Origin of the sequence: Nannocystis punicea (assembly GCF_026965555.1) — a bacterium.
Lineage (GTDB): Bacteria > Myxococcota_A > Polyangia > Nannocystales > Nannocystaceae > Nannocystis > Nannocystis punicea.
Genome location: NZ_CP114040.1, coordinates 3,897,247 through 3,916,265, shown reverse-complemented (window position 1 = coordinate 3,916,265; position 19,019 = coordinate 3,897,247). Strand labels below are relative to the sequence as shown.

The window sequence follows — 19,019 nt, the reverse complement described above, 5'->3', positions numbered from 1 at the left end:
GCAATGGGCAGCCAGACCGCATCGCGGCGGCAGACCGTGTACGCCCTCGCGATCGCCCTGATCGCCGGCATCGTCCTGCTCGCCGTCTCCCAGGTCGCTCTGGCGTGGATGACCGACGAGCCGCTGCGACGCACCACCGCCGTGGTCGGCGGTCTGGTCGCGCTGGTCCAGGTGGTCGCCGTCTACCTGTCCACGAGGACAGGTACCGTCGAGATCGCCGGGCGCGACGCGGTGCGGGCCTTCATCATCGCCCCGCCGGCCGCGCTGGTGGTCGCCGTCCCGCTGCTGTGGGGCAGCGTTCTGCAGGCCACCAGCGTCCCGGAGCTGGTGCCCTCGCTCGGACCGGTGCTGGCGGCCGTGTGGGGCGTCGCGCTGGCGCTCGCGCCGGCGTGTATGGCCGGCTATCAGCACCTCGGCGGCAACCCTGGGCCGGCCGGCCGCGACGAGCACCAGACTGCGCACGCCGCCTGGTGCTCGCTGTTCGCCAGCGCAGTCAGCTCGGCGGGCCTCCTGGCGATGGGACGGATCCTCGCCACCGCCGCGCCCGCGGCCACCTCGCGCGAGCTGTGGCCCGCCTTCGGCCTCGCCGTGCTCACCGCCCTGTTCTCGCGCGCAGGCAAGCTGTTCGCCCGCGACACCGGCGGCGAGGTCCTCTCGCTCGCGCGTCGGCTCGACCGCGTCAACATCGACACCGCCGCCGGCAGCCGCCCGCTCGTCGTCACCCGCGTCGACCGCTTCGGCGCCTTGCAGGGCGAGCTCGAGCGCCTGCGCCGCGACCTCGTCGGCGAGCACCGCCTCTACAAGGAGACCCTGCTGCAGACGCGCGAGGCCGCCGAGGCCAAGGCCGAGTTCCTGGCCGCGGTCAGCCACGAGCTGCGGACCCCGCTCAACTCGATCTGCGGCTTCTCGCAGCTGCTGCTCGAGGGCCTGTCGACCCCGCTGTCCGACGAGCAGCGCGAGGACATCCGCCTGATCCGCACCAGCGGCATGCAGCTGCTCGGCCTCATCAACGACATCCTCGACATCTCGATGATCGAGTCGGGCGAGCTGCGGCTGTACTTCGCCTCCGAGGATCCGGCCGACATGATCGACGAGGTGTGGCGGCAGCACCGGCCGCTGGTGCACGAGGCCGGCCTCGAGCTGCGCACCGAGGTGCCCGGCGACCTCCCGCGGCTCGTGTGCGACCGCCGGCGGATCTGCCAGATCCTCAACAACCTGCTGTCGAACGCCACCAAGTTCACCGAGAAGGGCTCGATCATCATCTCGGCCACGTTCGAGCCGCTGCCCGGGCGCGTGCTGATCCGCGTGGCCGACACCGGCATCGGCATCGCCCCCGAGGACATCGACAAGATCTTCCAGGAGTACCGCCAGGTCGGCAACCTCGCCCAGCGCAAGAAGGGCACCGGCCTCGGCCTGGCGATCGCCCGCAGCATCGCCAACCACCACTCCGGCTCGCTCGAGGTCACCTCGACCCTCGGCCGCGGCTCCACCTTCACCCTCTCGCTCCCGCTGACCCCCCCGCGCAAGCCGGCCTCGATCGACATGACCGAGGAGGCCGTCCGCGCCAGCCAGCGGTTCTGGAGCCCGCGCAGCTCGTCCCAGAGCGGAGAGGTCGACCCGTGAGCGCCCGCCCCGACCTGACCCGCGAGACAGTTCTCCTGATCGCCAGGCCTGCTGTCCCTTCGCACATGACCCAAGGGTCATCCGTCCCCGCGCCGCGCGTCGCCGCGGTCCCGCGCGACGGATCCCTGTCCGAAGGCACAGCGCCCTCTGCCGACCGGCGCGAACCGACTGCCCGCGCGCTCGCCAGGCCTGCTGTCCCTTCGAGCATGCCCCAAGGGTCATCCGTCCCCGCGCCGCGCGTCGCCGCGGTCCCGCGCGACGGATCCCTGTCCGAAGGCACAGCGCCCTCTGCCGACCGGCGCGAACCGACTGCCCGCGTCGCGGCCGCCACATCGCGCGCGAGCGAGGAGGCGCGGCCGTGAGCGAGCGCAGCGCCTCCGAGTCGCAGTGGGAGGGCAGCACCGAGGATCTGGGCCAGCTCGCGCGCGAGGTGGACGAGCTCGCGCCCGGCTTCCCGCGCGCCGGTCAGCCGACGCGGCTGCGAGCCGAGCGCGACGTCCTCGCCGGCGTCGCCGCGGCCTACACGCTCGCCGTCGGCCTCGACGTCGCCTGGGCGCTGATCGTCTGGGACAGCCGCGGCGCGGCTGCTCCGTGGCCGCTGTTCGCCCTGCTCGTCCCGCACCTCTTCATCCTCACCGCCGCCCTGCTCACCGTCTACGCCGCCTTGCCGGCCGCGCGGTGGTTGCGGCCCGAGGAGCTCGGGCGGCCCGCGCCGGTCGGCGGCGCCTGGCTGGTGCGCGCGCTCGGCTTCCTCGCCGTCCCGCTGCACCCCTTGCTCGACGCCCGCGAGCGCAACGAGCTGCTGCGGGTCGCCCCGCGGTCCGAGGTCGAGCAGGCCGCGGGGGCCTTGCAGCGGGTCCCGCGGGTGGTCGCGCGCGCCGTCTTCAGCGGCCTCCTCGTCATCGCCCTCAGCGACGCGCTGATCGCCCGCAACCCGCTGCAGTGGACCTGGCCGACCACCCTCGCGCACGCCTGCCTGTGGACCGCGATCGCGGCCCCGCTGGCCGCCCTGGCCGCCAACTGGGCCCGCCGTTCGCTGCGCGGCGACCTCCTCGCCTGCCCGATCGCCCAGCTGCCGCTCGCCGATCGGCCCGCGAGCATGACCGGCCGGCTCGGCTGGGCCGGCCTCCTGCTGCTCGCCGGCGTCGCCGCTCCGCTGCTCGGCGCCCACCTCTGGCTGCACGCCCACGCCCGCGCCGACGCCATCGTCGCCGCCCAGCGCACCGCCGAGAGCCTGATCGACGTCGCCGGTCCGGCCGACGAGGAGGACCTCGGCCGTCGCCTCGCCCAGGCGCCGGGCGCCACCGTCCTGACCGCGCGCGGCGCCGTCTACGGCCCCGACCTGTCTATCAAGCCAGGTGACGACGGCCTCCTCGACGCCGACGGCGACGGCGACTTCGACCGCTTCGCCGTCCAGCGGGGCGGCGCGCGGGCGGTCGTGCCGATGCGCCGGGCCACCGTCGACAACGCCGTCCCGTTCGTCCTCGCCGGCGGCCTCGCCCTGCTCGCCGGCCTGCTGGCGATCGGCCTGCACGCCCGCCGCAGCGAACGCGACCTCGCCCGCGTGCGCGCCCAGGTCGCCGAGGAGCCGGCCCCCGCGCCGCAGGGCGCCGAGTGGCAGGCGCTCTCGCAGTCGATCGAGGCCCTGGTCGCGCGCATGCACGAGGCCACCATCGCCCGCTTCGTCGCGCTCGAGAAGGCCGAGGAGACCGACCGCCTGCGCAGCCAGTTCCTCGCCAACATGAGCCACGACCTGCGCTCGCCGCTCAACTCGATCCTCGGCTTCTCCTCCCTGCTGCTGCGCGGCGTCGACGGCACCCTCGACGCCGAGACGCGCGAGATGGTCGAGACGATCGCCGCCGCCGGCCGCGACCTCCTGCAGCAGATCGACGCCATCCTCGACATGGCGCGCATCGAGGCCCGCCGGATCGAGAAGCAGGCCGAGCCCGTCCCGCTGGCCCCGCTGATCTCCAAGGCCGTGCAGAGGGCGCGCAACCGCGGCGGCGACCACCTCAACTACACCGTCGAGGCCGTGCCCGGCCTGCCGACCGCCTACATCGACCCGCGCCACCTCGTGCAGGCGCTCGAGAACCTGCTGCTGTTCGCCGGCAAGCGCCTGACCGCCGGCTCGCTCAACATCAAGCTGCGCCGCGGCGACCCCGACGCCCCGCTCGGCCTCCAGCTCCACGTCACCACCCCGCTCAAGCCCGCCAGCGAGCAGCAGATGGGCCTCGCGCGCAAGGGCTTCCACCGCCTGCCCGGCCACCGCGGCCTCGGCCTCGAGCTGCCGATCGCCGACGCCCTGCTCAAGATCGAGGGCTGCCGCCTCGACGTCCGCGAGGTCGGCCAGGCCATGGTCTTCAAGATCCACCTGCCCGCCGCCGAGGCCCGCAGCCGCGTCCCCCTGATCGAGCGCGCCCACCCGGCCGCCGACAGCACCGCCCCGCCCGCCTGAGCCGCCCCGGCCTCGGCCGCCGTCGGCGCGGCGGCTAGGCCCGTCTCAGGACATGTCTCGATAGACATGCTCGAAAAGACATTCCTCGAAGGACATGTCTTCCAGGCATTTATCAGCCGCGCCCAACGCGCACACAGGTGCTCCCGGATACCTCTTGTGAGCACATTCCCCAAAGAACATGTCTTGAAGGGCATGTCCTAACGACCATCCATGCCGCCCCGCGCCGCGCGCCGCGCGGACGTGCGTCCGTTCCGGTCCGCCTTCGCGCGCCCGCGCGCACGCTCGCGCGATCACGCGCCGATTCGGCGCAGGCTCGCGCGTTGAGCCGCGCGGCGGCCAGCCACTATACTGGCCGGCGCTGTCTCGGCGAGGACCGTGTCCCAGGAACACCCGCACACCGCCATCGCCCTTCACGCCGTCGGCCAGGAGCTGCGGCGTCAGGGCAAGTTCGAAGAGGCCCTCGATCACTACAACCGGGCGCTCGTGCTGCAGCGGACCGTCCTCGGGGCCAAGCACCCATACACCGCCAGCACCCTGAGCGCGATCGGCCAGATCCTCTTCACCCAGGGTCAGCACGACGCCGCCCTCGCGCACCACCGGCAGGCCTTCTCGATCAAGCACGAGCTGCTCGGCGCGAGCCACATCTTCACCGCCAACACCCTGTTCGACCTCGGCCTGGCCCTGTTCGCCGCCGGCCAGCGCGAGGAGGCGCTGGCCGCCTACACGCGGGCCCTGACGGTCCAGCTGCGCGCCCTCGGCCCCGGCCACGCGCGCACCATCAGCACCCAGCAGGCGATCGGCGAGCTCCTGCTCGCCGAGGGTCACTTCGCCGACTCCCTCAGCCACCTGCACGCCGCCCTCACCGGCCTCGAGCAGATGCGCTCCGCCGCCGACGCCGCCGACATCGATCGCCGATTGATCCCGGTGATCGTCGGCGTCGGCCAGGTCCTCTTCCAGCAGAACCAGTACGCCGAGGCGCTGGTCCACTACCAGCGCGCGCTCACCCTCGCCGAGACCCACCGCGGCGCCCACCACGAGGACACCCTGGCGATCCTCCACGACCTCGGCCGCGCCCGCGGTCGGGCCGGCGATCCCGACGGCGCCCTCGAGGCCTTCCGGCGCAACCTCGCCGGCCTGCGCGCCTTGTACGGCGACAACAACGCCCGCGTCGCCACCACCCTCAACGCCATCGGCCAGGTCCACTACGGCCGCGGCGCTCACCGCGACGCCCTCGATCACTACCGCCAGGCCCTCGACATCCGCGTGCGCGTCCTCGGCTCCGAGCACTGGCAGACCGTCAGCTCGCGCTTCAACTGCGGCACCGCTCTGCGCGAGCTCGGCGACCCGGTCGGCGCCGCCGAGATGGCCGCCGCCGCCGAGGCCCTCGAGCGCCTCCTCGGCGCCGACCACCCGCACGTCCAGTCGACCCGCTCCTGGCTGCGCTGACGCTCGCGCGACCTCCCGAGGCCCATCGCCGCGCAGGCCGCGAGCACCGAACCTCGTACGTCCGCTCGACCCGAGGCCCGCCGCGCGGACCCCGACGTCGTGCTCGTCCTTTGTTCGACTCGCGTGCGGGCGCGCCGAGCGAGACCTCCGCGCTCGGTACTTCGACGGACGCATGCGTCACCGCGCTCAGCTCTTCTCTCGTCGACGTGCTGCGCCGACGCGCCGATCGAAACCTCCTGGGTCGGTACTTCGACAGGGCATGCGCCACCGCCTCGCCCTCGCGCTCGTCCTCCTCGCCTGCTCACCTCCGCCGGCCACCGTCGCGCCGCTCGTCCCAGCCGCCTCGGTCGGCCCCGCCGGCAGCGCGCCGCCCCAGCCGCTCCCGCCCGCCGCCGCCTCGGTCGGCCCGGCCGGCAGCGCGCCGCCCCAGCCGCTCCCGCCCGCCGCCGGGTGCCTGCCCGCGCACTTGCACGGCCGGCTCCTGGATCGTCGCGGCACCTGGCGGCTCTATGCCAGCGTCTCCGGGGACGCCCTCTTGCTGGAGCACGACGGCCCGGAGCTCCTGATCGACGAGCCCCGGGTCGCCGCCATGCGCCGTCGCCTCGACAGCCCCGCCATCCTCGAGCCGCCGGTCCACGCGTTCGGATACGGCCTCTGCGACGTCACCGTCGGCCCGGCCCGCGGGGTCTGCCTGGGCGCCGCGATCCTCCCCGGCAGCGATCCGTTCACGCTCGCCGACCGGCTCGATCGGGCGATGGCCGACCACGGCGCGCGCGCCTGCTACGGCGTCCACGTCACGGTCAGCGACATGGCGCTGGCGTGGTGACGCCGCATCATATGTCCGTTCGGACATGCCCCACGAGACACATCACCGCCGCCGCGGTTGACCGGCCCGGCCGCGCGAAGTATCACCGGGACATGCGCCGCGTCCTGCGCTCGTTCCGCCTGTCGGTCCTGTTCGCGCTCGCGTTCGTCCTCGCCTGCTCGCGCCCGGCCGCGCCCGCGCGGCCGGACCCGCTGACCCTGCTGCCCGCCGACGCCAGCCTGGTCGCCCACGTCGACCTGCAGGCCCTGCGCGCCGCCCCGCTGTGGCAGCAGAACCGCGCCCTCCTCGACGCCGACCCCGACGCGCGGAAGACCCTCGACGCCCTGGCCGCCTGCCGCGTCCCTTTCGACAACCTGCGCAGCCTCGACCTCGCGGTCGCCGCCAACGGCGTCGACGTCGCCGCCGTCCTCGTCGGCGACGGCGTCGGCGACCGCGAGCGCATCACCTGTCTCGAAGGCCAGCTCCCCGATCGCGGCCTGCGGCTCGACGCCAGCGGCCCCGAGCCGGTCGTCGTCCTCGGCGGCGCGCGCGGGCGGATCGTCGGGCCCGACGTCCTCCTCTTCGCCACGGCGGGCTGGTCCCAGCAGCTCGACGCCCTGCGCGCCGGCACCGGCCCCAGCGCGGCCACAGGTCCGCTGCAGCCGCTCGTCGCCCGCGTCGCCCCCGACCGCCCGATCTGGTTCGCGGGCCAGGTCCCGACGCGGGCCGCAGTCTCGCTCGCGCCGGCCCTGTCCGGCCTCGAGCAGGTCCGCGGCGCCCTCGACCTGCGCGACGGCCTCGGCGTGGAGCTCGCCCTCGGCATGCGCGGCGAGGACGTCGCCGGCGCCACCCTGGCCGAGCTGAAGAAGCAGTTCGACGCCCTGCGCGGCGCCGGCATCCCGCCCGCGATCCTCGACCGCGTCAGCCTCGGCCAGAGCGCCCGCGAAGTCACCATCGAGGTCCGCCTCGGCATGGCCGAGATCGCCGCCCTGCACAGCCTCGCCGAGGCCCTGCGCCCGGCCCCTGCCCCCGCCCCTGCGCCCTGATCTCCGCAGCTCGCGCGCCGTCCGGCCTGCAAGCAGCCCCGCCGCTCCGCGGGCGTCGACGCGCGCGCACCTTCGCGCCATACTCGCGACGTGCACGTCCGCCTCCTCGCTTCCGCCTGCGGCCTCGCTCTCGGCACGCTCGTCGCCTGCGGCGACGCCACCCAGACCACCAGCGAGGCCGGCGATCCGAGCGGGCCTGCGAGCACGGGGAGCACGACCACCGGCCTCGTCGTCCCGCCGACCAGCACGACCACCACGACCACCACCGGCGCGTCGGTCACCGGCACCAGCGAGGGCGTCGAGAAGTACGACCTGCCGGACGACGAGGATCTGCCCGGCTGCGGCGCCGTCGACGTCCTGTTCGTCGTCGACAATTCGAAGTCCATGGCGCAGTACCAGAGCGCGCTCGCCGAGGCGTTCCCGCAGTTCGTCGACGCCATGATCGCCAACCTGCCGAAGAGCGTCGACCTCCACGTCGGCATCACCACCACCGACTTCTACTGCACCGGCGCCGGCCAGGCCTGCTGCCCCGACAACTGCCCGGTCGGCAACACCCAGTGCCAGATCGGCACCACCCCCGAAGAGGTCGAGGCGATCGACGCCTACTACCTCCCGCCGACCAGCGGCAACAACGGCGCCAACGGCTCGCAGGGCCGCCTGTTCGTCCACGAGGGCATGGCCTACTTCGCCACCAACACCGACGACGACCCCGCTCCGCTCAAGGCGTGGTTCACCGGCGCCGCCACGGCCGCCGGCGAGCAGGGCTCATCGCTCGAGATGCCGGTCGCCGCCGCCGCCTACGCCGCCGGCCCCGCCAACGCCGGCGCCAACGAGGGCTTCCTGCGCGACAAGGACGCCGTCCTCCTCGTCTTCTTCCTCACCAACGACCCCGACGCCTCGGTCGAGGTGCTGTCGACCTACACCGCCATGGTCCGCGACGCCAAGGCCGACTGCGGCGGCGACCCCTGCATCCTCACCGCGGGCCTGATCAAGAAGTGCGTCCCGGCCGAGAACCAGAAGCTGTGGCAGTTCATGAAGGCGTTCGGCGAGGAGCCGATCTGGGGCGACATCGAGGACAAGGCCGGCTACGTCGAGATCGTCGGCGAGGCCCTCGCCGCCACCCTCGGCGACGCCTGCGTCCACATCCCTGTCGGTTAGAGCATGTCCCTTGCGACATGCCCTCATCGGCATGTCTCGAAGGGCATGTCTCCGAGGACATATCCTGACGTTCGCCTCAGCGGTACAGCTCACCCTTGAGCGCGAACACCCCGGACACGGCCACCTGCTCGTCCTCCCGCAGCCCGTCGCGGACCTCGACGCGCTCGAAGTCGCCGACCCCGAGCGTCACCTTGCGCATCTCGAACGTGCGCTCGTTCATCGCCACGAACACGATCGGCGCGCCGTCGATCTGGATCACCGCCTGGCGCGGGACCACCACCGCGCGGCGCTGGGCCGACGCCGGGCGGATGTTGGCGTGGACCGCCTGACCCGCGCGCAGCTTGCCCGACGAGTTGTCGACGACCACCCGCACCTCGGCGCTGCGGGTCATCGGATCGAGGCCCACGCTGACGAACTCGACCACCCCGGCGAACGCCTCCTCCGGGTGGTTGGTCGGCGTCAGCTCGACCGGGTCGCCGGCCTGCACGTGCACCAGCTCGCCCTCGAACACCGACAGGCGGACCCACAGGCTGCGGCGATCGGCGATCATGAACGCAGTGTGGCTCGGCACCACCGCCTGCCCGCGCGACACGTGCACGCCGACCACGTCGCCGGAGATCGGGCTGGTCAGCGCGTTGATCCCGAGCTTGCCCTTCGCGGGCGCGCTGGCGAGGGCCACCACCCGCTGCCGGGCCGCCCGCAGCTGGGCCTCGAACATCGCCGCCGACGAGATGGCCAGGTCGAGCTCGCGCTGCGACGTGATGCCCTCGGCCAGCAGGCTGCGCTTGCGCTCGACGTCGCGTTTGGCCGCCAGCACCCGGGCCTCCACCGCCGCGATGTCCGCCTGCGCCGTGCCGAGCTCCGCGCTGACCATCGTCCCCAGCACCTCGCCGGCCTCGACCTTGCTGCCCTCGATGACGTCGACGTCGGCCACGCGCCCGGCGATCCGCGAACCCACCGCGGCCAGGCGTTGGGCGTCGAACTCGAGCACGCCGGTCACGTGGACGACGGGCCTTACATCTTCGTAATGCGCCGGCGCGACCGAGATCCCCACCCGGTCCGCGTAACCCGCCGGCAGCTCGACCACCCCGTCGCGGATCACCGGCAAGTCGGGCGGCGCCGCCTTCTCCCGCCCCGCGGCCTCACCGCCGCCGCAGCCGGCCACCGCCGACAGCCCCAGCAGCAGGCCGGCAGTCACTCGCGCAGTTCGGGGCCAGATCCCTCGCATACAGAGCTCTCAGTACTGTGGATCGCCGGCCGCCTGTTCCGCCGTTTAAGAAACGGTAAAGCCCGGATCGGTCGAGCGAGTCAACCGGATCGTGAACCTCGCCCCGCCGCCCGGCGCCTCGCCCACGGACAGCGTCCCCGCGTGTCCCTCGACGAGCCGGCGAGCGATGGCCAGCCCGAGGCCGAGCCCCGCGCGCCCCTGCGTGCGATCGGCCGAGGGTGCCGTCGCGCGCACGAACGGCGCGAAGATCCGCTCGCGTTCGCCCGCGGGGATCCCCGGTCCCTGATCGTCGACGGTGACCTCGATCCCCTGGTCCTCGCAATGCACCTGCAACGTCACGGTCCCTCCCGGCGGTGAGTACGCGACCGCGTTGCTCACCAGGTTGCCGACGGCGATCTCGAGCGCGTCCGGGTCGACCTGCGCCGTCAGCTCGTCGGGTCCCGTGAACACCAGCTTCACCTCGGCCCGCGCCGCCGCCTCGGCCCAGCGCTGGACCGGCCCGTCGAGGCGCGCCATCAGCTCGACGCGGGTCCGCTTCACCCCGCCGCTCGCGCGCGCCAGCTGCAGCAGCGCCTCCACCAGGGCCGACATCCGCCGCACCTCGTCGAGCGTGCGGTCGGCCAGGTCCTCCCACTCGGCCGGCGAACGCGGGCGCCGCCGGGCCACCTCGAGCGTGCTCGACAACACCGTCAACGGCGAGCGCAGCTCGTGCGAGGCATCGGCCGCGAACTGCCGCTGCGCCGCGATCCCGCCGTCGATGCGCGCGAACAGGGCGTTCAGCGCCGACGCCAGCGCGTCGAGCTCGTCCCCCGTCCCCGTCACCGGCAGGCGCTCGCCCAGGTCCTCCGCGCTCATGCGGGCCGCCGCGGCGATCACCGCGTCGATCCGCGCGGTCGCCCGGTGCGTCAGCCACCGCGCCCCCGCGATCGACAGCACCAGCCCGATCGGCGCCGCGATCGCGAACGCCACCAGCACCTGCGCCAGCAGCGTCTCGGTCGGGAACTCGATCGACTCCGGCCCGTCGTCGTCGACCTCGCCCGCGCCGCCGTCGTCGTCGACCTCCGCCGCGTCGTCGGCCGCGTCGCGCAGCTCGTCCACGTACAGCACCAGCGCCGCAGTGGCCGTGAACACCAGCAGGCTCAGCGCCGTCGACGCGCCGATCCAGAAGCCCAGCCAGCGGCCGAGCGAGCGCCGGCGCGGCGTCGTCATGCCTCCGTCACCCGCGCGCGGAACCCCGCCCCGCGCACCGTGTCGAGCGCGATCGGCAGGTCGGCCAGCTTGCGCCGCAGGTGCGCCAGGTGGACATCGATCGCATTGGTCCCGGGGTCGTGCGAGTAGCCGAACACCTCGCGGAGGATGTCGATCCGCGGCACCACCTCGAAGCGTCGGCGCAACAGATACGCCAGGAGCGCGTGCTCTCGCGGCGTGAGCACCACCCGGACCTCGCCGTGGCGCACCCCGAACTCGTCGTCGAGCGTCACCTCGCCCTCGGCCACCGCCGCCCAGCGCGGCCCGCCGGCCCGCCGCGTCAGCGCCCGCAGGCGCGCCAGCAGCTCCGCGAACTCGAACGGTTTGATCACGTAGTCGTCGGCCCCGGCGTCGAGCGCCGCGACCCGCGACTCGATCGCGTCGCGGGCCGTCAGCACCAGCACCGGGATGTGCAGCCGCTCGCCGCGGAGTCGCTCGAGGAGCACCATCCCGTCCATGTCCGGCAGCCCGAGGTCGAGCACGATCGCGTCGAGGCTCGCCCCGCGCGACTGCTCGAGCGCCGCCGCGGCCGTGGGCGCGTGCACCACCGCGATCCCCTCCTCCGAGAAGCCCTGCTCGAGCGCGCGCACCAGCCGCTCGTTGTCCTCGATCAGCAAGATCCGCATGAACCCCAGCAGTGTACTCGCGGTTCCGGCGCCCGCCGCGGCCGCCGGATTAAGAGCGCGTTAAGCCGTCCGCTCGCGCCCCTGGCCGCCGACCCCGCCCTCGCCCTCGTCGCGCACGGAGATGTCCTTAAGGACATCTCCGTCGCCCCCGCTCGCCCGCCTCATCGCACGTCTTGAAACAACATGTCTCGAAGGACATGCGCGCCATCTCGCCCTGGCACGACTCGACATGAACCTGTCTCGAGAGACACACGTGATGTCCCGCCCTGACGACGCGATCGGCGAGCGACTCGACGCCCTCATGGCCAAACATGTCCCCGAGGACATCTCAGCACGCACCGTCACACCGCTCCCCTGCCGCATGCACGAAAGGAGCCTCCGGCGCCGATCTCCGCCGATGCAGCGGGATCAGAAATCGAGACGGAGGCCTGAACCGTGGAGCTCGAGGCGCGCGCGGCCGCGGGACAGGGCGAGGCCGGGAGGGCGCGCCCGCAGGTGCCTGTGCAGCCGCGTCGCCCAGATCCCGAGCGGGATGACGCTGGCGACGAAGATCGGCGCGCCGAACCCCGACAGCCAGATCGCCCCGTATCCTTCGCAGAAGCTCTCGGGGCGGCAGGACGCGGCGAGGACGATCCACGGCACGGTCATCATCGCCACACCGACGCCCGTGAACACTCCGGACGCCGCCGTGTGACCCACGAGGCGGCGACGGCGTCGCTCCCACTGCTGCTCCGGCGTCGGCGCGGGCAGCGGAGCGCGCGGCGAGACGTACGCGTCGACCCCGAGCGAAGCTGCCGCCGCGAGCTGCCTCGCGCGGCTCGCCTCGCTCTCGCCGCGCTCTCGTCCGTAGACCTCGGGCGCGAGGTCGGCGTAGGCCAGCAACGCATCGGCGCAACGCTTCCGCCGCTCGTGCCGATCGGTCGCCCGCTCGGCGGCCTGCGCCGACGCGCTCGCCGCGTCGAACCGGGCCAGCCGCTGCTGCGAATCAGCGGTGACGGGCACGTTCGCCCTGGCGCCGGCGATCATCGCAGTCGCGGCGCACCCGGACGGCTCGCCGAGCCCGACCGCCTGTCCGACGACGAGCGTGCCCCCGACCACGAGCGCGGCGAACGACATCGCCACGATCCTAGCCCCCCGCGCGAGTGAACGCGAGCGAGCCATCGGCCACGCTCGGTTTTACTCGGTCAGCCGCGTATCCCCGCCTTCACCCCCCGCAACCGATCGGATACCCGCCGACCGGCCCCGCCGCGATCTCGATCGCCTCGAAGCGCATCTCTCCCGCGCAGAGCGCCCGCCACAGCTGCGCCGTCGCGTGGGGTGCGTGCCACACCACGTCGTCGCAGCCGTCGCCGTCGAAGTCACCGACGCAGGCCGTCGCCTCGGACGGCGGCGTCGGGGCCGGCACCTGCTCGCTCGCCGGGCCGACCAGCCGCCACAACCACGCCCGGTCGGGCCCCGCCGTCCACCACAGCGCGTCGTCGGCTCCGTCACCGTCGAAGTCGCCGACCTCGACGCGCGCCAGCAGGTCGCCCGCGCCCTCGCCGCGCGACCAGCCGGACGGCGCGCAGCTCCCGTCCGCGTCCCACAGCCGGTCGGGGTGCCAGCGCACCGTCGCCTGCGCGCGCGGGTCCCACCACAGCGCCTCGTCGACCCCGTCGCCGTCGAAGTCGCCGACGCGTCCGACCTGCTCGTCGCCGCGGCGCAGCCCGCAGGCCGGAAGACCTGACCGCTGCAACATGTCCTCCGAGTCATGTCCGAACGCCCACAGGTCGACCGTGAAGCGCTGCGCGTCGAGCCACAGCACCTGGCTGCGGCGCACCCCGGACCCGCCGCCGGGCGTCCACAGCCCGACCAGCGGCCAGCCGTAGCCGGCCGCGAAGCGGTCGTCGAGCGGCTCGTTCTCGCCGTCGCCCGCGCGCCAGACCCACCGCGCGTCGACCTCCGCGCCGGGCCGCCACCACCACACCGCGTCGCCGCCGTCGGCCGCGAACGCCCCGACGATCGGCGCCGCGCTGCCCGGCGCCTCGATCCGGCTGCGCACGAACCCCCCGCGGCCCTCCGCCGGCGGCTGCCACAGCTCGTCCGTGATCTCCTCCGGCCCGAACATCAGCACCTCGGTCCGGCCGTCGGCGCCGGCGAGCGCCACCGGTCGCCACGAGCGCGGCGCCCGGCTCGGGCACGGACCGTCGCGCGAGCACAGGCTGAACGCCCGCCGCACGAATCGACCCGCCGGCGCGCCGTACCACACCTCGTACGTCTCGCCGCCGGGCTGGAACCACACCACGTCCTCGCGGCCGTCGCCGTCGACATCGACGCGCGAGCGCGGCAGCGCGTACAGGATCGACGCTCCCAGGCGATCGCCGCGCGACAGCCGGCCCTGCTTGCTGTCCGCCGAGATCCCCGGACAGCGCGCGTCGCCCATCACCGACGCCGGGTCGGGGTACGTCAGGCCGCGGAACTCGGTCGAGGCCGCGTCGACGCAGATCTCCCGCGACTGCTCGAACCGCGAGTGCTCGTGCACGAACCCCAGCAGGTGACCGAGCTCGTGCAGCACCACCATCTCGGGCGAGTACATCTCGCTCACCAGCGCGTCCGGCCACACCAGCAGCCGCGCCCCCTCGTCCTCCGGCTCCGTCGCCGGGAACGACGCCGACGCCAGCGGGCACCCGCCTTCGCCGCACTCCGCCGCCGCCCCCTGGCGGACCGTGAACGCCACCTGCTCCGGAGCCGCGCAGCCCGGCGTCCCGTCGAGCTCCGCGCGGTGGATGAAGTTCACCCCCGACGCCCGCTCCCACTGCGCCGTCGCCAGCACCAGCGCCGCCCGCGTGCGCGCCTCCAGCGTCGCGTCGGCGAACTCGCCCAGGCAGTACGACAGGTCGAGCTTGCGGCCGACGTCCCACGCGCGGTCGAGCGTCCCGCGGCACTTCACCGCGCTGCGGTACGATGTCCCTTCAGACATGTCTTCTTCAACATGTCCTGAAGGCAACAAGATATCGCCCGCGAGCCGCAGCCCCCCTCCCACCAGCACCTCGGGCGCCTCGCCGCCGCAGAACCCGTCGTCGGCGATCAGCGCCGGCCGCTCGCAGCCGCTCACGAGCGCGGCGATCGCCAGCGCAGCGACCCGGGACGGCCGCCCGGCGCTCCGGACCCACCTCTTCACCCGCCTTGCGATGCCTGACCGGACGCACCCGCGCAACCGGTCACGGTCCCGGCGGCCCGCCGCCCGGCGCCGCCCACCCTCCAGGTCACCCGCCCACCCGCGCGCCGGCGAGCGCCGAGATCTCGAATCACGCCCTCGCCCGCCTCGCACCGACCTGTCCCTCCGGCCAGCCGCCGCGGACTCCGCGCCGCGCCAACGCACACGCCCTGCCGCCCCCGAGAGCGCGCCTCACCTGTCCCACAAGCCAGCCTCCGCGAGCCGCGCCCAAGCTCTCCGGCACCCACCTGGCGCCCAAACACGACGGCGACCGCGCTCAAGCGCCGGCCGCCGTCTTTGACCTGCCCTTTCGGACCTGCCCTCGAGGACCTGCCCTCGAGGACCTGCCCCCGAGGCCATGCCCCGGAGCACCTGTCCGAACGAGCTAGTACACCTGCTCGTCGGCTTCCGCGCCCTGGCAGCCGTCGCCGCCGTCGGGCGCCTGCGGCTTGCCGCCGGCGTTGCCCTCGAAGCCGCCCTCGCCGCCGAGGCCGCCCTCGCCCGGGGTCCCGGCCTGCAGCTGCGTGTTGGCCAGGCCGACGAAGCCGCCGCCGACGCGAGCCACCGCGATCGAGGCGCCGCCGCAGCCGCCGGCCGCACCGCCGCCGCCGCCGCCGTCGCCGCCCTTCGCGCCGACGGCACCGTTGCCGCCGCCGTCGCTGGGATCGCCGCTGTTCTTGCCCAGGCCGAAGTTCCCGCCGGCCTTGCCCACGCCGCCGTTGCCGCCGTTGCCGCCCTTGCCGCCCTTGCCGCCCTTGCCCGCGTTGACCAGCGAGTTCGAGACCTGGATCGACGAGTTCACCACCACGATGCCGAACGAACCGCCGCCCGCGCCGCCGGGACCGCCCGAGGCGCCGCCGCAGCCCGCACCGCCGCCGCCGCCGCCGCCGCCGCCGAGGTGGGTCGTGTTGCCGCACGTGAACGGCTCCTTGTCGGTGCCGCCGGCCCCGCCGCCGCCGCCGCCGCGCCCGTGAGACCCGCGCGAGCCGCTGCCGCCGCTGGTGCCCGACCAGTTGCCGTTGGCATCGAACGCGCCGGTCGGCGCCACTCCGGCCGAGCCCGCGTTGCCGGCCGTGCCGTTGTCGCCGGCGCTGCCCTGCAGCCCGGCGCCGCCCTTGTCGTCGCAGCCATTGATCACGTTGAGGCTGCACTGGCTGGCGCCGTTCATCCCGCCCGCGCCGCCCTGGGTCGCATCGCCGCCGGCCAGCCCGTCGCCGCCCTTGCCGCTGGCGCAGTCGCTCGCCGACCCGCCCCCGCCGCCGTTGGCCCCGCAGCTCGACGAGCCGCCGGCTCCGCCGCTCGCGTCGCTCGCGTTGCTGCCGAGCCCGCCGTCGTCGCCCTTCGTGCCGGCCTGGCCGCTGGTGCCCGCCCCGCCGTCGCCGCCGTTCAGCGTGCAGCGCTCGACCTGCAGCAGGTCGTCGGCCGAGTCCTTGACCCACAGCGCGTAGCTCGTCTGCCCCTGATCGCCGAAGTCCTTGCCCTCGACCGTGAACCCGTGGAAGCGCACCGTCTCGGTCAGCTCCGTCGCCTGCACCGCCTTCGCCTCGCTGCCGACGATCGTCGTCGTGTTGGCCTGCAGGTCGTAGATGAACGACTTCGGGGTGTAGCCGCCGAAGAGGCTCACGCCCGAGGCCAGCGTCACCGACTTCGGGTACGTCCCCTTGCTGACGACGATGTCGCACTTGTCCGGGCACGCGAGCGCCAGCTCGATCGCCTTGGCGAGGGTGGCGACCGGGGTCTCGTGGGTGATGCCGTCGTTGAGGTCGCTGCCGCCGTCGGGCGGGGTCGAGACGAAGATGAGGCCCTCGTCGATCCCGGTACAGTTCGGGTCCGGCACCTCCTCGGAACAGCCGTCGCCGGTCGTGGTCGTGGTCGTCGTCGTCTCGCTGTCGCTCTCGCTCGTCGTCGTCGTCGTCGTCGTCGTCGTCCCGTCGCTCGTCGTCGTCGTCGTCGTCCCGTCGCTCGTCGACACGCCTTCGGTCGTCGACACCTGCGTCGTCGAGTCGTCGGCCGTGCCGCTGCCCTCGGTCGGCGCGGTCGTCGTCGGCACGCTCTCGGTCGTCGTCTCGGTCGGGTTCATCGTCGCGCCGACGGTCGCCGTCGAGGTGGCGGTCTCGGTGGCCGACGTCGACGTGATGGTGCCGTCGTCACCGCAGGCGAAGAGGAGCAGGAGCGTGGCCGGGAGCAAGCGAGGCGTCATGCGCATGACCGGAGGGTAAACCCACCTCGGCTCGCAGTACAACGCGGCCGCCGGGCCGTGGCCGGCGCTCCCTTGTCTCGGCTGAACCGGTGCTGCACACTCCCGCCGTGCCCGGTCCCGACGCAGCTCGCGCAGCGGCCATCCTGGCTGACCTCGGCCCGCTTCTGCCGAGCCTCGCCTCCCCGGCCCTCGTCGTCGACCTCGCCGCCGTCGACCACAACATCGCCGCGGTGTTGCGTCGTTGTGGTGACGGCCTCGGCAGTCGCGCCGCCGACCGCTGGCGTCCGCACGTCAAGACCCTCAAGACCGCCGCGCTGGTCCGCCGCCTGTGGGCCGCGGGGGTCACCCGTTGCAAGTGCGCCACCCTCGACGAGCTTCAGATGCTCCTCGAGACAGCCGCCGAAGATGGCCGCGAGGACAGCCTCGACGTCCTCCTCGCCTACCCGCTGCACGAGGCCGCCTTCCGCGTCGCCCGCCGCCTGCTCGCCGCCCACCCGGCCGCCCGCGTCCAGCTCCTCGCCGACAGCCCCGCGCACGCCCTGGCGATGGACGGGTGGGCCCGCACCGCCGCCGCCCCGCTCGACCTCCACCTCGACGTCGATCTCGGCATGGCCCGCACCGGCAGCCCGCCGTCCGTCTGGCGCGAGGCGATCGCCGACCTTGCGTCGCTGTCACGTCTTCGCGTCGCCGGCTTGCACGGCTACGAAGGTCACCTCGCCTGGAGCCAGACCCGCGAAGCCGCGGTCGCCTACGATCAGCTGTGCGACCTGGCCGCCGCGGTTGCTTGCATCGGCACCGATCCGCTCGAGCTCGTCACCTCGGGCACCCACAGCTTCTCGGCCGCCCTCGATCACCCGCGGCTCAATGGGGGTCCGTGGCGCCACCGGATCTCCCCTGGCACCGTCGTCCTCAGCGACCTCCGCAGCGAGCCTGCCGCCGACCTGCTCGACCTGCGCCAGGCCGCCTACGTGCTCGCCCGGGTCATCAGTCGCGGCAGCGATCGCGTCACCCTCGACGCCGGCAGCAAGGCGATCGCCCCCGACCGTCCGGCCCCGAATTGTCGGCTGCCGGCCTGGCCGGGCCTCGTCCCGCTGTCGCCCTCCGAGGAGCACCTGCCGCTGCGGCGCGAGCACGGCGCGCTCCCCGACCTCGGCGCGGCAGTCCTCCTGGTCCCCGACCACGTCTGCACCACGGTCAACCTCTACCGCGAGTGTCTGCTGCTCGGCCGGAATGAAGCGCCCGTCCGCGCGGTCATCGGCGCCTCCGGCCACCGCCTCTACTTCGCCCCGGACGGCCAGGACACCTCCGCATGACATCATCGCCTCCCGCCTCGCCCGGTCCGGTCCGCGAACACGCTCGCGGCTGCGAGCTCGACGTCCTGGTCGCGCCGCGGGCCGCTCGCAGCCAGCTCGTCGGCCTCCACGACGGCCGCCTCAAGGTTCAGCTCGCGGCCCCGCCGGTCGACGGCGCCGCCAACGAGGCCTTGCGCGAGCTGCTGGCCGATCGCCTCGAGGTCCCCGCGAGCGCGCTCGAAATCGCCCGCGGGGCCACCGGTCGGCGCAAGACCGTCCGCGTCGCCGGCCTGAGCGCAGCCGTTGCGCGCGGCAAGCTCGGCCTGGCGCTCCTGGCCCTCGGCCTCGGCCTCGGCGCCTGCACCACCGAGCTGCCGTTCCCGGTCCACGTCGTCCTGCCCGACGACTCTGCCGACCTCAATCGCGCCGACAACCTCGCGCTCGAGCTCGGCCCCGACGCCTACTTCGTCAGCTACCCCGTCCGCGGCACCCAGTTCGAGGTCGAGCTCGAGTTCGAGCCCGACGCCGTCGAGCGCACGCTTTCGCTCTACCTGGCCGATGGGACAGAATTGCTCGCGTGGGGCCGCAGCGTCCCGTTCGTGACCTTGTCGCCGCCGGGCGACCTGGCGGTGTTGCTGGCCCGTCCCGGGGTCCTGTCGGTCTACCCTGGCGAGGCGGCCGAGCCCGACCCTGACC

Annotated in this window: 13 protein-coding genes and 1 pseudogene; 8 read left to right on the top strand and 6 right to left on the bottom strand. The window is 73.9% G+C overall.

The annotated features are described in order from the left end of the window. Positions 1-3 precede the first annotated feature (3 nt). From O0S08_RS15050 to O0S08_RS15025, 6 genes are all read left to right on the top strand, one after another. A complete protein-coding gene (locus O0S08_RS15050) occupies positions 4-1,623 on the top strand; it encodes a sensor histidine kinase (RefSeq protein ID WP_269039834.1) in 1,620 nt (539 codons plus the stop codon). A 358-nt stretch (positions 1,624-1,981) separates the two neighbouring features. Beyond that, positions 1,982-4,078, top strand: coding sequence for a sensor histidine kinase (locus tag O0S08_RS15045; protein WP_269039833.1), 2,097 nt, complete (start codon positions 1,982-1,984; stop codon positions 4,076-4,078). A gap of 375 nt (positions 4,079-4,453) precedes the next feature. After that, positions 4,454-5,524: a tetratricopeptide repeat protein gene (locus O0S08_RS15040; protein WP_269039832.1), complete on the top strand. Its 1,071-nt coding sequence runs from the start codon at positions 4,454-4,456 to the stop codon at positions 5,522-5,524. 259 nt (positions 5,525-5,783) lie between these two features. Continuing rightward, entirely contained in the window at positions 5,784-6,350 is a 567-nt protein-coding gene (locus tag O0S08_RS15035; RefSeq protein ID WP_269039831.1) for a hypothetical protein, read from the top strand. 92 nt (positions 6,351-6,442) lie between these two features. Continuing rightward, positions 6,443-7,375 carry a hypothetical protein gene (locus O0S08_RS15030; RefSeq protein ID WP_269039830.1) on the top strand — a complete coding sequence of 311 codons (933 nt, stop codon included), beginning with the start codon at positions 6,443-6,445 and terminating at the stop codon, positions 7,373-7,375. 90 nt (positions 7,376-7,465) lie between these two features. Beyond that, positions 7,466-8,533: a hypothetical protein gene (locus tag O0S08_RS15025; protein ID WP_269039829.1), complete on the top strand. Its 1,068-nt coding sequence runs from the start codon at positions 7,466-7,468 to the stop codon at positions 8,531-8,533. A gap of 76 nt (positions 8,534-8,609) precedes the next feature. Here O0S08_RS15025 and O0S08_RS15020 read toward each other — a convergent pair whose 3' ends face one another. From O0S08_RS15020 to O0S08_RS14995, 6 genes are all read right to left on the bottom strand, one after another. Continuing rightward, complete coding sequence (locus O0S08_RS15020; RefSeq protein ID WP_269039828.1) at positions 8,610-9,731, bottom strand: efflux RND transporter periplasmic adaptor subunit; 1,122 nt, start codon at positions 9,729-9,731, stop codon at positions 8,610-8,612. A gap of 75 nt (positions 9,732-9,806) precedes the next feature. Next, positions 9,807-10,970, bottom strand: coding sequence for a sensor histidine kinase (locus tag O0S08_RS15015; RefSeq protein WP_269039827.1), 1,164 nt, complete (start codon positions 10,968-10,970; stop codon positions 9,807-9,809). Then, positions 10,967-11,635, bottom strand: coding sequence for a response regulator transcription factor (locus tag O0S08_RS15010; RefSeq protein WP_269039826.1), 669 nt, complete (start codon positions 11,633-11,635; stop codon positions 10,967-10,969). The genes O0S08_RS15015 and O0S08_RS15010 overlap by 4 nt, the downstream gene beginning before the upstream one ends. Before the next feature lie 408 nt (positions 11,636-12,043). Continuing rightward, positions 12,044-12,751, bottom strand: a complete 708-nt coding sequence (locus tag O0S08_RS15005; protein ID WP_269039825.1) for a hypothetical protein — start codon at positions 12,749-12,751, stop codon at positions 12,044-12,046. A gap of 88 nt (positions 12,752-12,839) precedes the next feature. Then, complete coding sequence (locus O0S08_RS15000; RefSeq protein WP_269039824.1) at positions 12,840-14,795, bottom strand: FG-GAP-like repeat-containing protein; 1,956 nt, start codon at positions 14,793-14,795, stop codon at positions 12,840-12,842. A 421-nt stretch (positions 14,796-15,216) separates the two neighbouring features. Next, positions 15,217-17,037 (bottom strand): hypothetical protein, encoded by a 1,821-nt coding sequence (locus O0S08_RS14995; RefSeq protein WP_269039823.1) that lies wholly within the window; start codon positions 17,035-17,037, stop codon positions 15,217-15,219. Positions 17,038-17,138: 101 nt separating this feature from the next. Here O0S08_RS14995 and O0S08_RS14990 point away from each other — a divergent pair, with 101 nt between their 5' ends. Beyond that, positions 17,139-18,344, top strand: a complete 1,206-nt coding sequence (locus tag O0S08_RS14990) for an alanine racemase (RefSeq protein ID WP_269039822.1) — start codon at positions 17,139-17,141, stop codon at positions 18,342-18,344. Continuing rightward, positions 18,341-18,649: pseudogene (locus O0S08_RS51285) on the top strand (DUF167 domain-containing protein); the annotation flags it as partial. The gene O0S08_RS14990 and the pseudogene O0S08_RS51285, both read left to right, overlap by 4 nt. Positions 18,650-19,019 lie beyond the last annotated feature (370 nt).